The sequence below is a fragment of the Actinoplanes regularis genome, from assembly GCF_900188005.1.
Lineage (GTDB): Bacteria > Actinomycetota > Actinomycetes > Mycobacteriales > Micromonosporaceae > Actinoplanes > Actinoplanes regularis.
Genome location: NZ_FZNR01000028.1, coordinates 41207 through 57894, shown reverse-complemented (window position 1 = coordinate 57894; position 16688 = coordinate 41207). Strand labels below are relative to the sequence as shown.

Annotated in this window: 13 protein-coding genes and 1 pseudogene; 12 read left to right on the top strand and 2 right to left on the bottom strand. The window is 68.3% G+C overall.

All coding sequences use genetic code 11. The features are described from left to right. The first annotated feature begins 28 nt into the window (after positions 1–28). From CHC09_RS40150 to CHC09_RS48945, 6 genes and pseudogenes are all read left to right on the top strand, one after another. Entirely contained in the window at positions 29–1540 is a 1512-nt protein-coding gene (locus tag CHC09_RS40150; RefSeq protein ID WP_089298507.1) for a sigma-70 family RNA polymerase sigma factor, read from the top strand. Between the two features lie 243 nt (positions 1541–1783). Next, on the top strand, positions 1784–3835 hold the full coding sequence (locus CHC09_RS40145) for a family 43 glycosylhydrolase (RefSeq protein ID WP_089298506.1): 2052 nt from the start codon (positions 1784–1786) through the stop codon (positions 3833–3835). Between the two features lie 37 nt (positions 3836–3872). Beyond that, entirely contained in the window at positions 3873–5399 is a 1527-nt protein-coding gene (locus CHC09_RS40140; protein ID WP_239138758.1) for a non-reducing end alpha-L-arabinofuranosidase family hydrolase, read from the top strand. 79 nt (positions 5400–5478) lie between these two features. After that, complete coding sequence (locus tag CHC09_RS40135; RefSeq protein WP_089298505.1) at positions 5479–7773, top strand: beta-L-arabinofuranosidase domain-containing protein; 2295 nt, start codon at positions 5479–5481, stop codon at positions 7771–7773. Between the two features lie 457 nt (positions 7774–8230). Continuing rightward, on the top strand, positions 8231–9670 hold the full coding sequence (locus CHC09_RS40130; protein ID WP_089298504.1) for an endo-1,4-beta-xylanase: 1440 nt from the start codon (positions 8231–8233) through the stop codon (positions 9668–9670). A 247-nt stretch (positions 9671–9917) separates the two neighbouring features. After that, positions 9918–10638 (top strand): annotated as a pseudogene (locus CHC09_RS48945) (nucleotide kinase domain-containing protein). Between the two features lie 42 nt (positions 10639–10680). On the opposite strand, the gene CHC09_RS40120 reads toward CHC09_RS48945, so the two are convergent. Both CHC09_RS40120 and CHC09_RS45835 read right to left on the bottom strand, forming a co-directional pair. Then, on the bottom strand, positions 10681–12294 hold the full coding sequence (locus CHC09_RS40120) for a sensor histidine kinase (protein WP_089298503.1): 1614 nt from the start codon (positions 12292–12294) through the stop codon (positions 10681–10683). Further along, positions 12278–12571, bottom strand: coding sequence for a hypothetical protein (locus CHC09_RS45835; protein ID WP_143232841.1), 294 nt, complete (start codon positions 12569–12571; stop codon positions 12278–12280). The genes CHC09_RS40120 and CHC09_RS45835 overlap by 17 nt, the downstream gene beginning before the upstream one ends. 93 nt (positions 12572–12664) lie before the next feature. On the opposite strand from CHC09_RS45835, the gene CHC09_RS40115 reads away from it, so the two are divergent. The 6 genes from CHC09_RS40115 (at position 12665) to CHC09_RS45830 (ending at position 16678) form a co-directional block, all read left to right on the top strand. Further along, positions 12665–13621: a GlxA family transcriptional regulator gene (locus CHC09_RS40115; protein WP_089298502.1), complete on the top strand. Its 957-nt coding sequence runs from the start codon at positions 12665–12667 to the stop codon at positions 13619–13621. A 29-nt stretch (positions 13622–13650) separates the two neighbouring features. Next, complete coding sequence (locus tag CHC09_RS40110) at positions 13651–13821, top strand: hypothetical protein (protein WP_143232840.1); 171 nt, start codon at positions 13651–13653, stop codon at positions 13819–13821. 249 nt (positions 13822–14070) lie between these two features. After that, a complete protein-coding gene (locus tag CHC09_RS40105) occupies positions 14071–14376 on the top strand; it encodes a hypothetical protein (RefSeq protein ID WP_089298500.1) in 306 nt (101 codons plus the stop codon). A 156-nt stretch (positions 14377–14532) separates the two neighbouring features. Beyond that, entirely contained in the window at positions 14533–15384 is an 852-nt protein-coding gene (locus CHC09_RS48170; RefSeq protein WP_089298499.1) for a zeta toxin family protein, read from the top strand. Next, positions 15381–16286: a HEAT repeat domain-containing protein gene (locus tag CHC09_RS40095; RefSeq protein ID WP_089298498.1), complete on the top strand. Its 906-nt coding sequence runs from the start codon at positions 15381–15383 to the stop codon at positions 16284–16286. The genes CHC09_RS48170 and CHC09_RS40095 overlap by 4 nt, the downstream gene beginning before the upstream one ends. After that, complete coding sequence (locus CHC09_RS45830; RefSeq protein WP_143232839.1) at positions 16277–16678, top strand: hypothetical protein; 402 nt, start codon at positions 16277–16279, stop codon at positions 16676–16678. Before CHC09_RS40095 ends, CHC09_RS45830 begins: the two co-directional genes overlap by 10 nt. The last annotated feature ends 10 nt before the right edge of the window (positions 16679–16688 follow it).

Below are 16688 nucleotides of genomic sequence, written 5' to 3'. Positions count from 1 at the left end.
CAGGATCACCGGTGATGACAGGGACGACATGGGAGTGACCCGTACGAGCGGACCCGACCTGGTGCGGGCGGCTCAGGCCGGTGACCGCGCCGCGCTGAGCGAGCTGGTCACGGCGCACCTGCCGATGGTGTACACGATCGTGCGGCAGGTCCTCGACGGACACCCTGACGTCGACGACGTCACGCAGGACGTCATGGTGCGTGCCCTGCGGCAGCTGCGGTCGCTGCGGTCCCCGGACAGGTTCCGGTCGTGGCTGGCGGCGATCGCTCTGCGGCAGGTCAGCACGCACCGGCACCGCATCGACCGGGACGCGGCGCGGGTGACGCCGCTGCAGGACGCGGCGGAGATTCCCGACGCCGACGCGCGGTTCGAAGAGGTCACCGACCTGCGCGTCGAGCTGTCGGTCCAGCGCCGCCAGGTGCAACGGGCCGGTCGCTGGCTGGACCCGGACGACCGGATCCTGCTGTCACTGTGGTGGCTGGAGGTGACCGAGCGACTGTCGCGTCCGGAGCTGGCGGACGCGCTGGGCATCACGGTCGCCCACGCCGGTGTCCGGGTGCAGCGCATGCGCGCTCAACTGGAGCTCAGCCGGGCGATCGTGGCCGCGCTCGACGCCAAGCCCCGCTGCCCGGCGTTGGGCGCCGAGCTGGCCGGTTGGAGCGGGACGCCCGGCCCGCGATGGCGCAAACGGCTGGCCCGCCACGTCCGAACCTGCGCGGTCTGCGCCTGGGCGACCGGCGACCTGCTGCCGGCCGACCGTCTCCTGCCCGGCCTGGCGCTGATCCCGGTGCCGGCCACGCTGACGGCGGCGGTGCTGGCCAAAGGCGGCGGCGCGGGCGGGGCCACCGTCGCCGCCGCCCCGGCCGGGGTGTTCGGGCACCTGGCCCCGCTGGCCGCGGCGCATCCGGTCCTGGCCACGGTCGCCGCCGGAACGCTGATCGTCGGCGCCACCGCCGGCGCGGTGACCCTGGCCGACCCGGCATCGCCGCAACCGGCGACGATCGCGCAGACCCCACAGCCGAGATCGATCGCGGCGCCGACACCCGGCCCGTCGAGCATCGCGGCGAGCGCGCCGGCCTCGGCTGCGGGAACCGGCGTCCTGCGGACCGGACCGGTGTCGCTGGAGTCAGCGAACGCCACGGGGCGGTATGTCACGGCGGCCGGCAGTTTCGGCATGCTGACCCAGGTCGACGCGGGTAACACGGTGACCGCCCGCCGACAGGCGAGCTTCCGGGTGGTGGCCGGGCTCAACGATCCGCGGTGCTTCTCGTTCCGGGCGGCCGGCGGCGGCGGTTACCTGCGGCATGCGTCCTGGCGGCTACGACTCAACCCAGCCGACGGCTCCACACTGTTCCGTGGGGACGCGACGTTCTGCCCGGGGCCCGGTCAGACCGCCGGCTCCATCACGCTCGAATCGTCCAACTATCCCGGCTGGTTCCTGCGGCACCGCGGCGACGAGCTGTGGGTCGATCAGTCCGACGGCACGGCGGCGTTCCGCGCCGACGGATCTTTTCTCGTCCGCCCCGCCCTCGCGGATTGATCCGACTCCGGCCCGGGCCCGCACATAACAGAACCGCCGACGTCTCTTTTCGCGCGAATTGACGGAGAGAATCCGCAAGAAACAGTTATGAGAGTGCATCTGCGCTGGTCACGCGGTTAAGGAATTGAAACGGCTGAAATCGTGTGGCAATATCGCCTCGCGAATGTTAGCGCTCTCATTTAGGTGCCGGCCTCCCACTCCGGTGCCGAGACCCGCATGTGCACCCGATTCGAGGAGTAGACGATGAGGGCTCGCCCCGACCTCCCCCGCAAGCTGTGGCGCCTGCTCGCCGCCGCCCTGACCACCGTCCTCAGCGTGGCGCTCACCCTCACGACCGCGTCGCCGGCGTCCGCGGCGACGATCGACACCAGCGCGTCGTACGTACTGGTCAACCGCAACAGCGGCAAAGCCCTCGACGTGTACAACCTGGCCACCACCGACGGAGCGCGGATCACCCAGTGGGCGCGCAACGACCAGGCGCAGCAGCAGTGGCAGTTCGTCGACTCCGGCGGCGGCTACTACCGGCTCAGGTCCAAGCACTCGGGCAAGGTGCTCGACGTCTCCGGCGCCTCGACCGCCGACGGCGGCGCGATCGTGCAGTGGACCGACAACAACGCCGCCAACCAGCAGTTCAGCGTCCAGGACCTCGACGGCTACATCCAGCTGATCAACCGCAACAGCGGCAAGGCCGTCGAGGTCCAGGGCGCGGCGACCGCCGACGGCGCCAACATCGTGCAGTACAGCGACTGGAACGGCGCCAACCAGCAGTGGCAGCTCGTCAAGATCGGCAGCACGCCGTCCGCCGGCACCTTCGCCAATCCGGTGGTGTGGCAGGACTTCGCCGACGGCGACATCATCCGGGTGGGGGACGCCTACTACTACTCGGCGTCGACCATGCATTACTCGCCGGGTGCGCCGATCCTGCGCTCGTACGACCTGGTCAACTGGGAGTACGCGGGGCACTCGGTGCCACGGCTGGACTTCGATTCCAGCGCGTACGACCTGTCCGGCGGCCGCGCGTATGTCAAGGGCATCTGGGCGTCGGCGTTCAACTACCGGCCCAGCAACAGCACCTACTACTGGCTCGGGTGCACCGAGTTCAACCGCACGTACGTCTACACCGCGTCGGCGGTCGACGGCGTCTGGTCGAAGAAGGCCCGGATCAACAACTGCTACTACGACGCCGGCCTGCTGTTCGACAACGACACCCCGTATGTGGCGTACGGCAACGGCACGATCAGCGTGGCCCAGCTGTCCTCGGACCTGACATCGCAGGTGCGGTCGCAGACCGTCTACACCACACCGTCGAGCATCGGCACGCTCGAGGGCTCACGCATGTACAAGCGCGGCAACTACTACTACATCTGGCTGACCCGTCCCGCCAACGGCCAGTACGTGCTGCGCTCCACCAGCCCCTGGGGTCCGTACGAGCAAAAACAGGTTCTTCTCGATCTTCCCGGGCCGATCTCCGGCGGAGGAGTGCCGCACCAGGGCGGGCTCGTGCAGACGCAGAACGGTGACTGGTGGTACATGGCGTTCACCGACGCCTACCCCGGCGGACGGGTGCCGACGCTGGCCCCGATCACGTGGAGCAACGACTGGCCGGTCCTGACCACCGTCGGCGGCCGCTGGGGGAGTAGCTACCCGAAGCCGAACATCACCACGTCGAAGACCGTGCAGTCGATGATCGGCCCGGACACGTTCACCGGCAGCACGCTGGGACCGCGCTGGGAGTGGAACCACAACCCCGACACCAGCAAGCTCAGCGTCGGCAACGGACTGCGACTGTCGACCGCGACGGTCACCAACGATCTGTACAACGCCCGGAACACGCTCACCCATCGGATCCAGGGCCCGACCTCGACCGCCACCATCGAACTGGACTACTCGCAGATGGCCAACGGCGACCGGGCCGGCCTGGCGATGCTGCGCGACTCCTCGGCCTGGATCGGCGTGCGCAAGGACAACGGCGTCACCCGAGTCTCGATGACCAACGGGTTGACCATGAACTCCACCTGGGCCACCACCGGCACCGGCACCGAAGCCGCCGGCGCGACCGTGACCGGCGGCCGGATCCGGCTACGGGTCACCGCCGACATCCGGCCCGGCTCCGGCCGCACCGCGACGTTCTCCTACAGCACGAACGGCAGCACCTTCACCACGCTCGGGCCGGCGTTCACCCTCAACAGCGCCTGGCAGTTCTTCATGGGCTACCGCTTCGGCATCTTCAACTACGCCACCCAAGCCCTGGGCGGCGCCGTCACGGTCGCCAGATTCGACCTCACCACCCCCTGAGGTACGCCCACACCCCTCCGTCCCCAAGGAGACCGACATGAAAGTGCGCTATTTCCACGTACCGGAAGAGAAAGCGCAGGCACAGCCATCGGTGACGCGCCGCCGGACCTGGCGTGGCACCCTCGCCGCGCTGGTCCTGCTGGCCGCCACCGGAGGTGTCGCGGTGACCACCCTGCCGGCGTCCGCGGCGACGATCGACACCAGCGCGTCGTACGTACTGGTCAACCGCAACAGCGGCAAAGCCCTCGACGTGTACAACCTCGCCACCAACGACGGGGCGCGGATCACCCAGTGGACGCGCAACGACCAGGCGCAGCAGCAGTGGCAGTTCGTCGACTCCGGCGGCGGCTACTACCGGCTCAAGTCGAAGCACTCCGGCAAGGTCCTGGACGTCTACAACCTGTCCACGGCCGACGGCGGTGCGATCGTGCAGTGGACCGACAACAACACCACCAACCAGCAGTTCAGCGTCCAGGATATCGACGGCTACATCCAGCTGATCAACCGCAACAGCGGCAAGGCCGTCGAGGTCCAGGGCGCGGCGACCGCCGACGGCGCCAACATCGTGCAGTACAGCGACTGGAACGGCGCCAACCAGCAGTGGCAGCTCGTCAAGATCGGTAGCGGTACGCCCAGCTCGCCGCCGCCCTCCGGATCGTGCACCCTGCCGTCGACCTACCGCTGGTCGTCGACCGGCGCGCTGGCCACGCCGAAGTCCGGCTGGGTGTCGCTGAAGGACTTCACCGTCGTGCCCTACAACGGCAAGCACCTGGTCTACGCCACCACCCACGACACCGGGTCGACCTGGGGCTCGATGAACTTCAGCCCGTTCACCAACTGGTCCGACATGGCATCGGCGAGCCAGAACAAGATGAACTCCGGCACGGTCGCGCCGACGCTGTTCTACTTCGCGCCGAAGAGCATCTGGGTGCTGACCTATCAGTGGGGCGGGACGGCCTTCTCCTACCGCACCTCGAGCGACCCGACCAACGCCAACGGCTGGTCGGCGGCGCAGCCGCTGTTCACCGGCAGCATCTCCGGGTCGGGCACCGGGCCGATCGACCAGACGCTGATCGGCGACGGCACGAACATGTACCTCTTCTTCGCCGGGGACAACGGCAAGATCTACCGGGCGAGCATGCCGATCGGGAACTTCCCGGGCAGCTTCGGCTCCTCCTACACCACGATCATGAGCGACTCGACGAACAACCTGTTCGAAGCGCCGCAGGTGTACAAGGTGCAGGGCCAGAACCAGTACCTGATGATCGTCGAGGCGATCGGGGCCAACGGCCGCTACTTCCGTTCGTTCACGGCCACCAGCCTGAGCGGTTCGTGGACCCCGCAGGCGGCCAGCGAGAGCAACCCGTTCGCCGGCAAGGCCAACAGCGGCGCCACCTGGACCAACGACATCAGCCACGGTGAGCTGGTGCGCGCCACCGCCGACCAGACCATGACCATCGACCCGTGCAATCTGCAGCTGCTCTACCAGGGTCGCTCGCCGAGCTCCGGCGGCGATTACGGGCTGCTGCCGTACCGGCCGGGCGTGCTCACCCTGCAGCGATAAGCGACCCCGCCATCCCGCCGACGGGTCGTTCCCGGACCGCCGGGGACGACCCGTCGGGGGACCTTCCCAGGAGCTCACCATGACCACGTTCCCGATCAGCCGCCGCCGGCTGTTGCAGGCCGCCGGCGCCGGCGCCGTGGCCACCACCTTCGGTGGAATCTCCCGCGCCGAGGCCGTGGTGGCGCCGGCCCGCCCCGATCTCGGCGTCGCGGCTTACCCGTTCGACCTCGGACAGGTCCGCCTGACCGTCGGGCGCTGGCTGGACAACCAGACCCGCACCCTCAACTACCTGCGCTTCATCGACGTCGACCGGCTGCTCTACAACTTCCGGGCCAACCACGGCCGCTCCACCGGAGGCGCCACCGCCAACGGCGGCTGGGACGCGCCGACCTTCCCCTTCCGTACGCACATGCAGGGCCACTTCCTGACCGCGTGGGCGCAGGCGTGGGCGGCTCTGGGCGACACCACCTGCCGCGACAAGGCCACCTACATGGTCGCCGAACTGGCCAAGTGCCAGGCGTCGAACGGCTACCTCTCGGGGTTCCCCGAGTCCGACTTCACCGCCCTCGAAGCGCGCACGCTGACCAACGGCAACGTGCCCTACTACTGCATCCACAAAACGCTCGCCGGGCTGCTCGACGCCTGGCGGCTGATCGGCGACACCACCGCCCGCGACGTGCTGCTGCGTCTGGCCGGATGGGTCGACACGAGAACCGCGCGCCTGAGCGCCGGCCAGATGCAGGCCATGCTCGGTACGGAGTTCGGCGGCATGAACGAGGTACTGGCCGACCTCTACCAGCAGACCGGCGACAGCCGGTGGCTCACCACCGCCCAGCGGTTCGACCACGCCGCGGTCTTCACCCCGCTCGCCTCGGGCGCTGATCAGCTCAACGGGCTGCACGCCAACACCCAGGTGCCCAAGTGGGTCGGCGCCGTGCGGGAGTACAAGGCGACCGGAACGACCCGGTATCGAGACATCGGACTCAACGCCTGGAACATCACCACGGGCGCGCACACGTACGTCATCGGCGGCAACAGCCAGGCCGAGCACTTCCGCGCCCCGAACGCGATCGCCGGGTATCTCACCAACGACACCTGCGAGCACTGCAACACGTACAACATGCTCAAGTTGAGCCGGGAACTGTGGCTGACCGATCCCGGCCGCTGCGCCTACTTCGACTTCTACGAGCGGGCGCTGCTCAACCACCTGATCGGTGCGCAGAACCCGGCCGACAGCCACGGGCACATCACCTACTTCACGCCGCTGAAGGCCGGTAGCCGGCGTGGTGTCGGCCCGGCGTGGGGCGGCGGCACCTGGTCGACCGACTACAACAGCTTCTGGTGCTGCCAGGGCACGGGCGTCGAGACCAACACGAAGCTGATGGACTCCATCTACTTCTTCGGCGGGACGACGCTGACCGTGAACCTGTTCACGCCCTCGGTGCTGAGCTGGGCCGAGCGGGGCATCACCGTCACGCAGTCCACGTCCTATCCGGTCGCTGACCTCACCACGCTGACGCTGTCCGGCACGATGAGCGGGTCGTGGAGCATCCGGATCCGCATCCCCGGCTGGACCTCCGGCGCCGCCCTGATGGTCAACGGCGTGGCGCAGAACGTCACCGCGACGCCCGGAAGCTACGCCACCGTCACCCGGGTCTGGGCCGCGGGCGATGTGCTGACCGTCAGGTTGCCGATGCGCGTGATCATGCAGGCCACTCCCGACAACCCGGCGGTGCAGGCCATCACGTACGGTCCGGTGGTGCTTGCCGGCAACTACGGGGGCACGACGCTTACGGGTAACCCGTCGCTGGCCGTGTCCTCGATCGCCCGCACGGGCAGCGGCAGCTTGGCCTTCACCGCGACGGCCAACGGTGCCACGGTCAACCTCGGGCCGTTCCACGACGCGCAGGGCTTCAACTACGCCGTCCACTGGAACACCTCCGGCGCCACCGAGGCGACGTACAAGCTGGTCAACGTGGCCTCGGGGTTGGTCCTGGGCGTACAGGACATGTCCGTCGTGGACGGCGGGTCCGCCATCGTCTGGGGCGACACCGGAACCGCCGACCACCAGTGGACTCAGATCGCCGACGGCGGCGCCGTGCGGTTCCGCAACGTCAACAGCGGCAAGGTGCTCGGCGTCGAGAACATGGCGGCCACGGACAACGCCCGCGTCCTGCAGTGGGCCGACAACGGCACCGCCGACCATCGCTGGACGCTGCTCGCCAACAGCGACGGCTCCTACCGCATCCGCAACGTCAACAGCGGCAAGGTCCTCGCTGTGCTGGGGGCCTCGAGCGCCTGGGGGAGCCAGGTCGTCCAGGAAACCGACAACGGCAGCGCCGACAACAGTTGGCGTCTGGTACGAGTCGCCTGACACCGCGGGGAACGGAGCCCGGCCGATCGGCCGGGCTCCGTTCTGTGTGAACCATGGAATCGTTTTCTGTTATATCCGGGCGTCATCGGGAGTCGGGACCGACGCAATTCTCGGATTTCTCTCCGAAACTTTCGGAATCATATTTTCAGATGACCCGGTACATAGATCTCGACCCTGCAGTGTCTTCCATAAATCAGCATGTCATCGTGAGTGACATGCACTTCGAGTATCTCTGATAGTTCCGGAAGTTCTCCGGAACTACTTGTTTCGGTGTTGTAACCGTGCCAGCATCACTCCATTGAAGCCCATCTTTTAACGATGGCTCTGTGCACCCACCGACCCCTTTGCCGCGCACGGTGACCCCCTACCGTGCGTGCGATGCTCGGCGGCCCGGCGCAGGGCCGAGGAGGAGGAAGCCTTGGTGGCAACCAGATCCCCAGCCAGTTCCACCGGCTCGATGCGGAGGCGAGCGCTGATCGCCGGGGCTGCCGCCGCGGTCGCGGCGTTCGGTGTCCTGACGGTGGCCCCGGACGCGAACGCCGCGGCGAGCACCCTCGGCGCCGCGGCCGCCCAGTCGGGCCGCTACTTCGGCACCGCGATCGCCGCGAGCCGGCTCGGTGACTCGACGTACAGCTCGATCGCCGGCCGCGAGTTCAACATGATCACGGCCGAGAACGAGATGAAGCCGGACGCCACCGAGCCGCAGCGTGGCCAGTTCAACTTCAGCTCCGGCGACCAGATCTACAACTGGGCGACCCAGCGCGGCCTGAAGGTCCGCGGCCACACCCTGGCCTGGCACTCCCAGCAACCCAGCTGGTGGGGCAGCCTGAGCGGCAGCAGCCTGCGCCAGGCGATGATCGACCACATCAACGGCGTGATGGCCCACTACAAGGGCAAGCTCGCCGCCTGGGACGTGGTCAACGAGGCGTTCAACGAGGACGGCAGCCGCCGTCAGTCCAACCTGCAGGCCACCGGCAACGACTGGATCGAGGCGGCGTTCCGCGCCGCGCGCAGCGCCGACCCCTCGGTCAAGCTCTGCTACAACGACTACAACATCGAGAACTGGTCCTACGGCAAGACGCAGGGCGTCTACAACATGATCCGGGACTTCAAGTCCCGGGGCGTGCCGATCGACTGCGTGGGCCTGCAAACCCACTTCACCGGCGGCAGCTCTCTGCCAGGCAACTTCCAGACCACCCTGCAGAGCTTCGCCGCCCTCGGCGTCGACGTGGCACTGACCGAGGTCGACGTCACCAACGCGTCCACCTCGCAGTACTCCGGGCTGACGCAGGCCTGCATGAACGTCGCACGCTGCATCGGGATCACCGTCTGGGGCGTGCGCGACAGCGACTCATGGCGTTCCAGTGAGAGCCCGCTGCTGTTCGACGGCGGCGGCAACAAGAAGGCCGCCTACACCTCGGTGCTCAACGCCCTCAACGCCGCCGGCCCGGGCCCGTCCTCACCGGCGCCCAGCGGCAGCGGCAACTCGCCGTCGCCGTCCACGTCGGTGCCCTCGGGCACCGGAGGCCGGATCGTCGGCGCCCAGTCCGGCCGGTGCGTCGACGTGCCCAACGCGTCGCAGGACAACGGCACGCGGGTCCAGCTCTACGACTGCCACGGCCAGACCAACCAGCAGTGGACGCTCACCTCGAGCAAACAGCTGACCGTGTACGGCGGCAGCCGATGCCTGGACGCGGCCGGTTCCGGCAACGGGTCGGCCGTGCAGATCTATGCCTGCAACGGGCAGGCCAACCAGCAGTGGAACGTCAACAGCAACGGCACCATCACCGGTGTGCAGTCCGGGCGCTGCCTGGACGTCTGGGGCACCGGCAACGGCCAGCAGGTGCAGATCTACGACTGCAACGGCCAGGCCAACCAGCGGTTCACGCTGAGCTGATCCGATCGCGGCGTGGTGGGCGGCCTCCGCCCGCCACACCGCCCCGGTCCACCCGGCCTTGCCCTCTCCGGCCAGTCGACTGACCCCCCCAGCGAATTCCTGCCCGCGGATACGGCGACGGTCGCCCGAGTGGGTGTGGTGCTGCTGAAACGGCAGTGGGACTCCGGTAGAAGTCGACCTTGCTCAGCAGGCCCTCGACAGCCGCGTCCGTCGTCAACAGAGGACGCCCCCACCTGGCTCCGGCTGGGTGGGGCGCTTCGTCGTGTCCGGCTACGTGGTGACCCGGCGAGCGCCCACGCCTCGAGCAGGCGTCTTCAACCTCTGCGCGACCGACGCGTACGGCCCAGGCCGCAAGCACCTCAACCACGTCGAGCTGTGGCGGCACATGTTCCTCGGCGACGACCTGGCCGACCAGATCCTCGACGCGGCCAGCCTGCGCCACGTCTACGATCTGCTGCACGGCTACCCGCTCATGGGCGACTTCATGTCCTGCCAGACAGCGATCGACCTCAACTACTTGGATGCTCGACCGGCAGGCCGACGAGATGGACCGCTTCGGGCTACCGTTCAGTGGCTTGTACGGGCGGCCTCTGCATGCCATCGACTGCCAGGGCCTGTTCTGCGAAACCGACAAGTACTGCCGTACGGAGCCAATGTCCTTCGCCCGGGCGGCCTGCACCGCAGTCAGCCGGTCTACCACGGTGGTCCGGCGCACTCTGTCCGGTGCCGCCAGGTGTGCTACGCCCAGGCCGAGGCCCATCCAGCCGAGGCTGCCCCGGTATTCGAATCGCTCGGCCGTGCCTCCCTGGCCTACGGCGGCCGGGCTGCGCGGCCCCATCCAGGGCCGGCACACCCCCGAGAATCCACCGAAGCCCGCCAGCCGACCGTGGTGCGGAGAGGACACCGCCTACCGTGCTTGGTGGCGGATGACTGGTTCCGGTGTCGGGCTGCGATGGTGCCGGCGATGACTCATGCCTCTGTGACGCGGACCAGGCACCCGCGGGGCCGACCTATTTCGGTTTGATCGGGATTTCGATGGTGAAGGTGGTGCCGGGTCCGTCGTGGTCGCTGAGGGTGATGGTGCCCTGGTGGCGTTCGATGATGGTGCGGGCGATGACCAGGCCGAGGCCGGTGCCGGGGATGCGGCGGTCGAGCGCGCTGGAGGCGCGGTAGAAACGGCGGAAGAGGCGGGGTCGTTCAGCGGCGGGGATCCCGATACCGGTGTCGGTGACGGACCAGGTGATGTTCCGGTCGGTGTCGTCGAGGGCGGCGGTGATGGTGATCGTTCCGCCGGCGGGCGTGTACTTGACGGCGTTCGACACCAGGTTGTCGGCGACCTGGCGTAGCCGGTCCGGGTCGGCGTGCAACTCGAGTTGTTCAGGCAGCTGTGTGGTGATGGTGAGGTCTTTGTCGGCGGCCGTTGAGGCGGCGTCCACCGCTTGCCGGATGATGGCGCACAGATCGGTGCTGGTGGGGTTGATGGCGAGGTGCCCGGACTCCAGCCGGGCCAGGTCGAGCAGGTCGTCGGCCATGACTGACAGCCGTTCGGCGTTACGGGTGACGATGTTCAGGTAGTGCCGTTGTTCGTCGTGGGTCAGGTCGTCGAATGCCTCTTGCAGGAGAGTGACGGTGCCGGTGATCGCTGCGAGCGGGTTGCGTAGTTCGTGGGTGACCATGGCGAGGAACTCGTCCTTGGTGCGGGCCAGTTCGATGGCGAGCTCTTCGGCACGGCGCCGTTCCACGTACTGCCCGATCTGGGCGGCGAGGCCGCTGAACAGGCCCAACAGGATGTCTTCCGGGTCTTCGACGCGGTCGCCGTAGACGCACAGCGCGCCGATGGTACGGCCGGCCGCGCACAGCGGGACGCCGATGGCGACACGTAGTCCGATCCGGGCGGCGGCCCGGCTGCGCGGGGATCTTGTGTCGGCGCCCAGGTCGGGGATCCAGTGTGCCGTGCCGTCGGCGCATACCCGGCCGGGCAGCGTGATGCCGGGCTCCAAGGTGTCGACGGCGAAGTCGTGCAGCCGCCGGCCGGTATGGGCGTAGCGGGCAACGCAGTTCAGCAGTTGCCGGTCGTCGTCGACGACCCACAGCTCGGTGACCGGCCAGCCCATCTTGACGCCGAGGGCCTCGACAACCCGGGCTGCGGCGGTGGCGCTGGAGTCGGCTTCGGCCAGGCCGCGGGTGACGGCGGCTTCGGTGGCGGCGAAGCGGCTGGCTCGCTGGGTGGTGGTGATGTCGTGGGCGAGGACGTGGAACACCCGGCCGGTGGGCTCGTCGGTGGCAGTCATTGTCATCTCGATCGGGACCACATAACCGTCGGCGTGCCAGGCGGCCCACTGCAGCCGCCGATCCTGCGTCTGCCCGGGCAGTCCGCTGGCCAGCGCCGCGAGTTCGGCCCGGGCGGCGTCCCGCGCTTCTGGCTGCACGATGAGCTCTTCCACGGACCGGCCGCACGCCTGCGCTGAGGTGTAGCCGAACGTGGTCTCCGCGGCGGGGTTCCAGGCGAGCACCCGCCCGGTGGTGTCAAAGGCGAGATAGGCCTCCAACACCGCGGCAAGCACGGCCGGAAGGCGGGGCAGCGCGGCGCCGGAGTCACCGAAACTCTCAGATTCTGCTGGCATCGGCTTCCCCTCCCGTGAATACGGTGCGATCGACCTGGCCGCATCGCCCCTGCCCGCAACGCTTATCGCCTACTGGACCGGGCCGGGCCTGGTAAGGGGTCATGCCTGGGCGGTATCGGCTGTTGGCATCGAGTCCGCGTTCGGCCTCTGGGCGCAGCAGCGGTGAAATAATCTTTACGGTGACCAGATCTCCGAGCCCTCCGGTCCGGAAGGCGATCTCGCCGGCCATCGATGCCAGGGTGATGATCAGGGAAAAGACCAGTACGCGGAATGCCATGATGACGAGTCTTCGCCCGATCGGCCATGGCTGACAGCGGCAGAGATGCCATAGACCTTCAACATCCTGCCAACCCGCAGTAGGCTGCGTCACATGCTCCGTAACGTGGCCGTGATCGCCCTCCCCGAGGTCGCGGCCTTCGAACTGGGCGTGCTTTGCGAGCTGTTCGGATATGACCACAGCGACGAGGGCCTGCCCGCCTACGACTTCGCCGTCTGCTCGCTCGACGGGCGCCCGGTGCCCACCCAAACCGGCTTCGACATCAGGGTCAAGAACGACCTGTCCCGGGTAGAGGCGGCCGACCTGGTCGCCGTCGCGCGCTATTACCGCAACGGCTACGCGGTTGACCCCGAGGTGATCGGGGCGCTGCGCCGGGCGCACGAGCGGGGTGCCTGGGTGATGAGCGTGTGCACCGGCGCGTTCGCGCTGGGCGAGGCCGGCCTGCTTGACGGCCGCCGCTGCACCACGCACTGGCGGCACACCGACGAGCTGGCGCTACGTTACCCGGCCGCCAAGGTCGACCCGGATGTGCTCTATGTCCAGGACGGCAAGATCCTGACCAGCGCGGGCACGGCCGCGAGCCTGGATGCCGGGCTGCATCTCGTACGCCAGGAGTACGGCACCGCGATCGCCACGGCCCTCGCCCGGCGGCTGGTCGTGCCGCCGCACCGGGACGGCGGCCAGGCGCAGTTCATCCAGACCCCGCTGCAACCGGTTCATTGCGAGACGCTGCAGCCGGTGCTCACCCAGGTGCTCGGCACGCTGGACCAGCCGCACAGCGTCGAGACGATGGCCGAGTTCGCCCACATGGCGCCGCGCACGTTCGCCCGCAAGTTCCGCAACGAGACCGGCGCGACCCCGCACGACTGGCTCACCACCCAGCGGCTGCTGCTCGCCCGCCGGCTGCTCGAGGACTCCGACCTCGGCGTGCACACGATCGCCGAGCGGGCCGGCTTCGGCAGCGCGGCCACCCTGCGGCATCACTTCGCCCAGCGGCTGAGCACCACCCCGCAGGCGTACCGGGGAACGTTCCGGTCACACTCGGTGTGAGCCGCCCCGGCCGGGGGAAGCTGGCGGTCATGACCGTGTTCGTGCTCTTCGGCGCCACCGGCGATCTGGCCGCCAGGATGGCGCCGCCGGTGTCCTGGACCCTCGCGAACGAGGGCCTGCTCCCGCAGAACCGGATCCCGGTCGGCGGCGGCCGCGGCGACGTCTCGCATGAAGACTCCATGCCCACGTGCACCAATTGAGAGGCGTTAGGCCGGTGGTCCGGGCGGGCCGGCGGCCCCGTGTGCCTTCAGATCTTTCACCCCCTTTCCAACCGAACTCCGGCCCGGCATGGCAGAGCCCAGGCGACGGGGTGGCACCTCGGCGGGATGTGAGAGAAAACGAATGTCGTTGCCGGATCGCGCTATACATAAGAGGATCAAGACAACGATGGAGATGATTCGACGCGGCAGCGATCACGCCGTGCGGAACAGCTCAGAAAGGCTGGTGCGGTGGCCGACGACAGCAGTTTCTCCTCAGCGCAGGGTGACCTGCCGACGTTCGCATGGGACTCAGAAGCCGCAATCCGGTTCGAGGTGGCCGTCGAGGCGATCAGCCAAGCGGTAGCGGCCTACACCGCGCTGATCGAACGGGCCAACGCCGCAGGTGACAGCTCCCGCGCGCAGGAGTTGGCCGGGCAGCGCAGCGCCTGCGTCCAGGCCCGCGAGGCGCTGAACTCCGAGGACACCGACGCCGTCAGCGAAGCGATCCGCACCTACCGGCAGGTGACCGAGGACCTGCGGGCCCAGGATCGATGAGCGACATCGATCAACGCCGGTATTTGCTGGACGAGCGGGATGCGCACCGCATCTTCACCGAGTAGATCGTGCCGGCCGAACTGGCCCGCGGCGTGCGGCAGGCCAATCCGATCGTGGTGTTCGTCGCCGGCCAGCCCGGCGCGGGGAAAGACCCGTATGACCGAGTCAGTCAAACGCCGGCTGGACCGCCGGGGCGGCGCCGTCATCGTCAACAGCGACTTCTGCAAGCCCTTTCATCCCGAGTACAGCCGGTTGCTGGCCGAAGACGACCGCAACGCCGCCCTCTGCACCAGCCTCGACGGCCGACGGTGGATGGCAATCGCCGAGCAATACCTGATCGAGGCGCGCAGCGATGTGATCATCGAGACCACGATGCGCGACCCCAGTGACTTCGTCGAGCCCGCCAAGATGTTCCGCGCCGCCGGCTACCACGTCGAGGCCGCCATCATGGCCGTGCCCGAGTCGCTGAACAGGCTCGGCATCGAATACATCCGGCCCGGCGACGCGCTCACCGTCGTCTCCCTCGACCGGCTCGGCCGCTCCCTGGAAGATCTGATCACGATCGTCGGCCGGCTCAAGCGCCTCAACGTCGGCTTCCTGTCCCCGCACGAGAAGCTCGACACCACCACCCCGGGCGGGATCTTCGTCTTCCACGTCTTCGCCGCCCTGGCCGAGTTCATCCGGACCATCATCGTGGCCGACACCAACGAGGGCCGGGCCGCCGCCCGCGCCGCCGGCCAACGCCTCGGCCGGCCGCTGGCGATGACCCCGGAGAAGATTGCCTACGCGCTGCATCTGCTCGGCGAGCCCGACCGCACGATGACCTCGATCGCCAAGCTGCTCGGCGTCTCCCGCAGCACCCTCTACACCGCGCTGCCCGAGTTGCAGGCCGCCAAGCGCGACCGCGGCGGCCTGGACGGCGTCCTCGCTCAACTGCCGTCAGACTCCCGGCCCGGGCCGTCGACGGTCGATTCGTACGACGCCTTGCTTACCGGGACTGGCCGGTGACCTCGCCGATGCCTGATCTCCCTGCCCCAGAAGAACTGCCGCTTGAGGTGTTACTTCGGCTGGCGAGGCGGGAGATCGAAGACGACTACGGTGACGCGCCGAGGCCGGCGCTTGTCGCCCTGCACCGGCGGCCTACCCAGGAGGTCTTCGACCGCGCCGCCGCGCTGGTCCGCAACAGCGACGCCACACAGCGGGAACTGGGTGTGCAGGTCCTGCGCGAACTCGGCGATGAACAGCCTGATGGATGTCGGCCCTTCCGCGATGAGACGGTCGCGCTGCTGCGAGCCCGGCTTCGTGACGAGACCGATCCTGCTGTCGTGCGCTGGATTGTCTCCGCGCTCGGTTATCACCACGGCGGGGAAGCGTTGTCGCAAGTGGTGGCCCTTGCCGGCCACCCGGACGATCGGGTGCGGTTCCACGTGGCGGCCGCCCTGCCGAGCCTGGTCGATCTTGACCATGTGGAACCTGAGGCAGCCGATGCGCTGATCCGGCTCTGCCACGACGAGGACGACGAAACCCGCTTTTACGCCCTGTATGCAGCAACCCGCGAGATCGCGGGTCTGGACGTTCAGGCAGTCACCGAACTGACGGCGCGGCTTGCGGACGATTCTGACGAGCAGGTCCGCGCGATGGCCGTCGCGCACCACGAAGCGATCCGCGAGGTTCGCGAGCTACTCACCGGTGCCTTCGAGCCCGGCGACACCACCGGCTCGTATGACCATCTGATCGGACCCGTCCTGGTCACACTTGACTGGGCAGGCGATGCCGACGACGCCCGGCTTTGGCTCGATGACGAGATCCGCCGCCACCTCGGCACAGCAGCAGAACGACTCGACACCTCGAGCGTCGCGGACCGACTTGTCACCTGGTGGGCCGACAAGGAACGTCACACATGGACCTGACACGGTCGGCAGTGACAGCCCGTGGGCGAGAAACAGCCAGGAAAGCACTACGCAAACAACCTGAAAAGGCCCTCGAAGTACGTGAAGGGCTCCAAGTATTTGAAGCCGGCTCCACCAGTGAGCCCGTCGTCGGTGAACTTGGCGAGCAGCCCGAGCGCGACTCGATCACCTTCGAGAACGAGATGCCGAACGACACCATCTATCCCGCAGCACCGGCCAGACACCGCGGCCGACACTGCGCCCGTTCGATGATGGCCTGCCTCCTTCACCACCTGCCGCCCCTGACCCGTCGCCGTGGCGGTGATCCGATGATCCGGGTGCGGAGCCGGGGTTGTGGGATCGGTGATTATCGCCCGGTCGCGCAGCGGGCGGCTCCCGGCGCCGCCGCGTGACCAGTGTGGT

Bases quoted from the DNA above. Each gene is read 5' to 3' on its own strand.
- CHC09_RS40150 (WP_089298507.1), top strand. From the start codon at position 29: ATGGGAGTGACCCGTACGAGCGGACCCGACCTGGTGCGGGCGGCTCAG.
- CHC09_RS40145 (WP_089298506.1), top strand. From the start codon at position 1,784: ATGAGGGCTCGCCCCGACCTCCCCCGCAAGCTGTGGCGCCTGCTCGCC.
- CHC09_RS40140 (WP_239138758.1), top strand. From the start codon at position 3,873: ATGAAAGTGCGCTATTTCCACGTACCGGAAGAGAAAGCGCAGGCACAG.
- CHC09_RS40135 (WP_089298505.1), top strand. From the start codon at position 5,479: ATGACCACGTTCCCGATCAGCCGCCGCCGGCTGTTGCAGGCCGCCGGC.
- CHC09_RS40130 (WP_089298504.1), top strand. From the start codon at position 8,231: ATGCGGAGGCGAGCGCTGATCGCCGGGGCTGCCGCCGCGGTCGCGGCG.
- CHC09_RS40120 (WP_089298503.1), bottom strand. From the start codon at position 12,294: ATGCCAGCAGAATCTGAGAGTTTCGGTGACTCCGGCGCCGCGCTGCCC.
- CHC09_RS45835 (WP_143232841.1), bottom strand. From the start codon at position 12,571: ATGGCATTCCGCGTACTGGTCTTTTCCCTGATCATCACCCTGGCATCG.
- CHC09_RS40115 (WP_089298502.1), top strand. From the start codon at position 12,665: ATGCTCCGTAACGTGGCCGTGATCGCCCTCCCCGAGGTCGCGGCCTTC.
- CHC09_RS40110 (WP_143232840.1), top strand. From the start codon at position 13,651: ATGACCGTGTTCGTGCTCTTCGGCGCCACCGGCGATCTGGCCGCCAGG.
- CHC09_RS48170 (WP_089298499.1), top strand. From the start codon at position 14,533: ATGACCGAGTCAGTCAAACGCCGGCTGGACCGCCGGGGCGGCGCCGTC.
- CHC09_RS45830 (WP_143232839.1), top strand. From the start codon at position 16,277: ATGGACCTGACACGGTCGGCAGTGACAGCCCGTGGGCGAGAAACAGCC.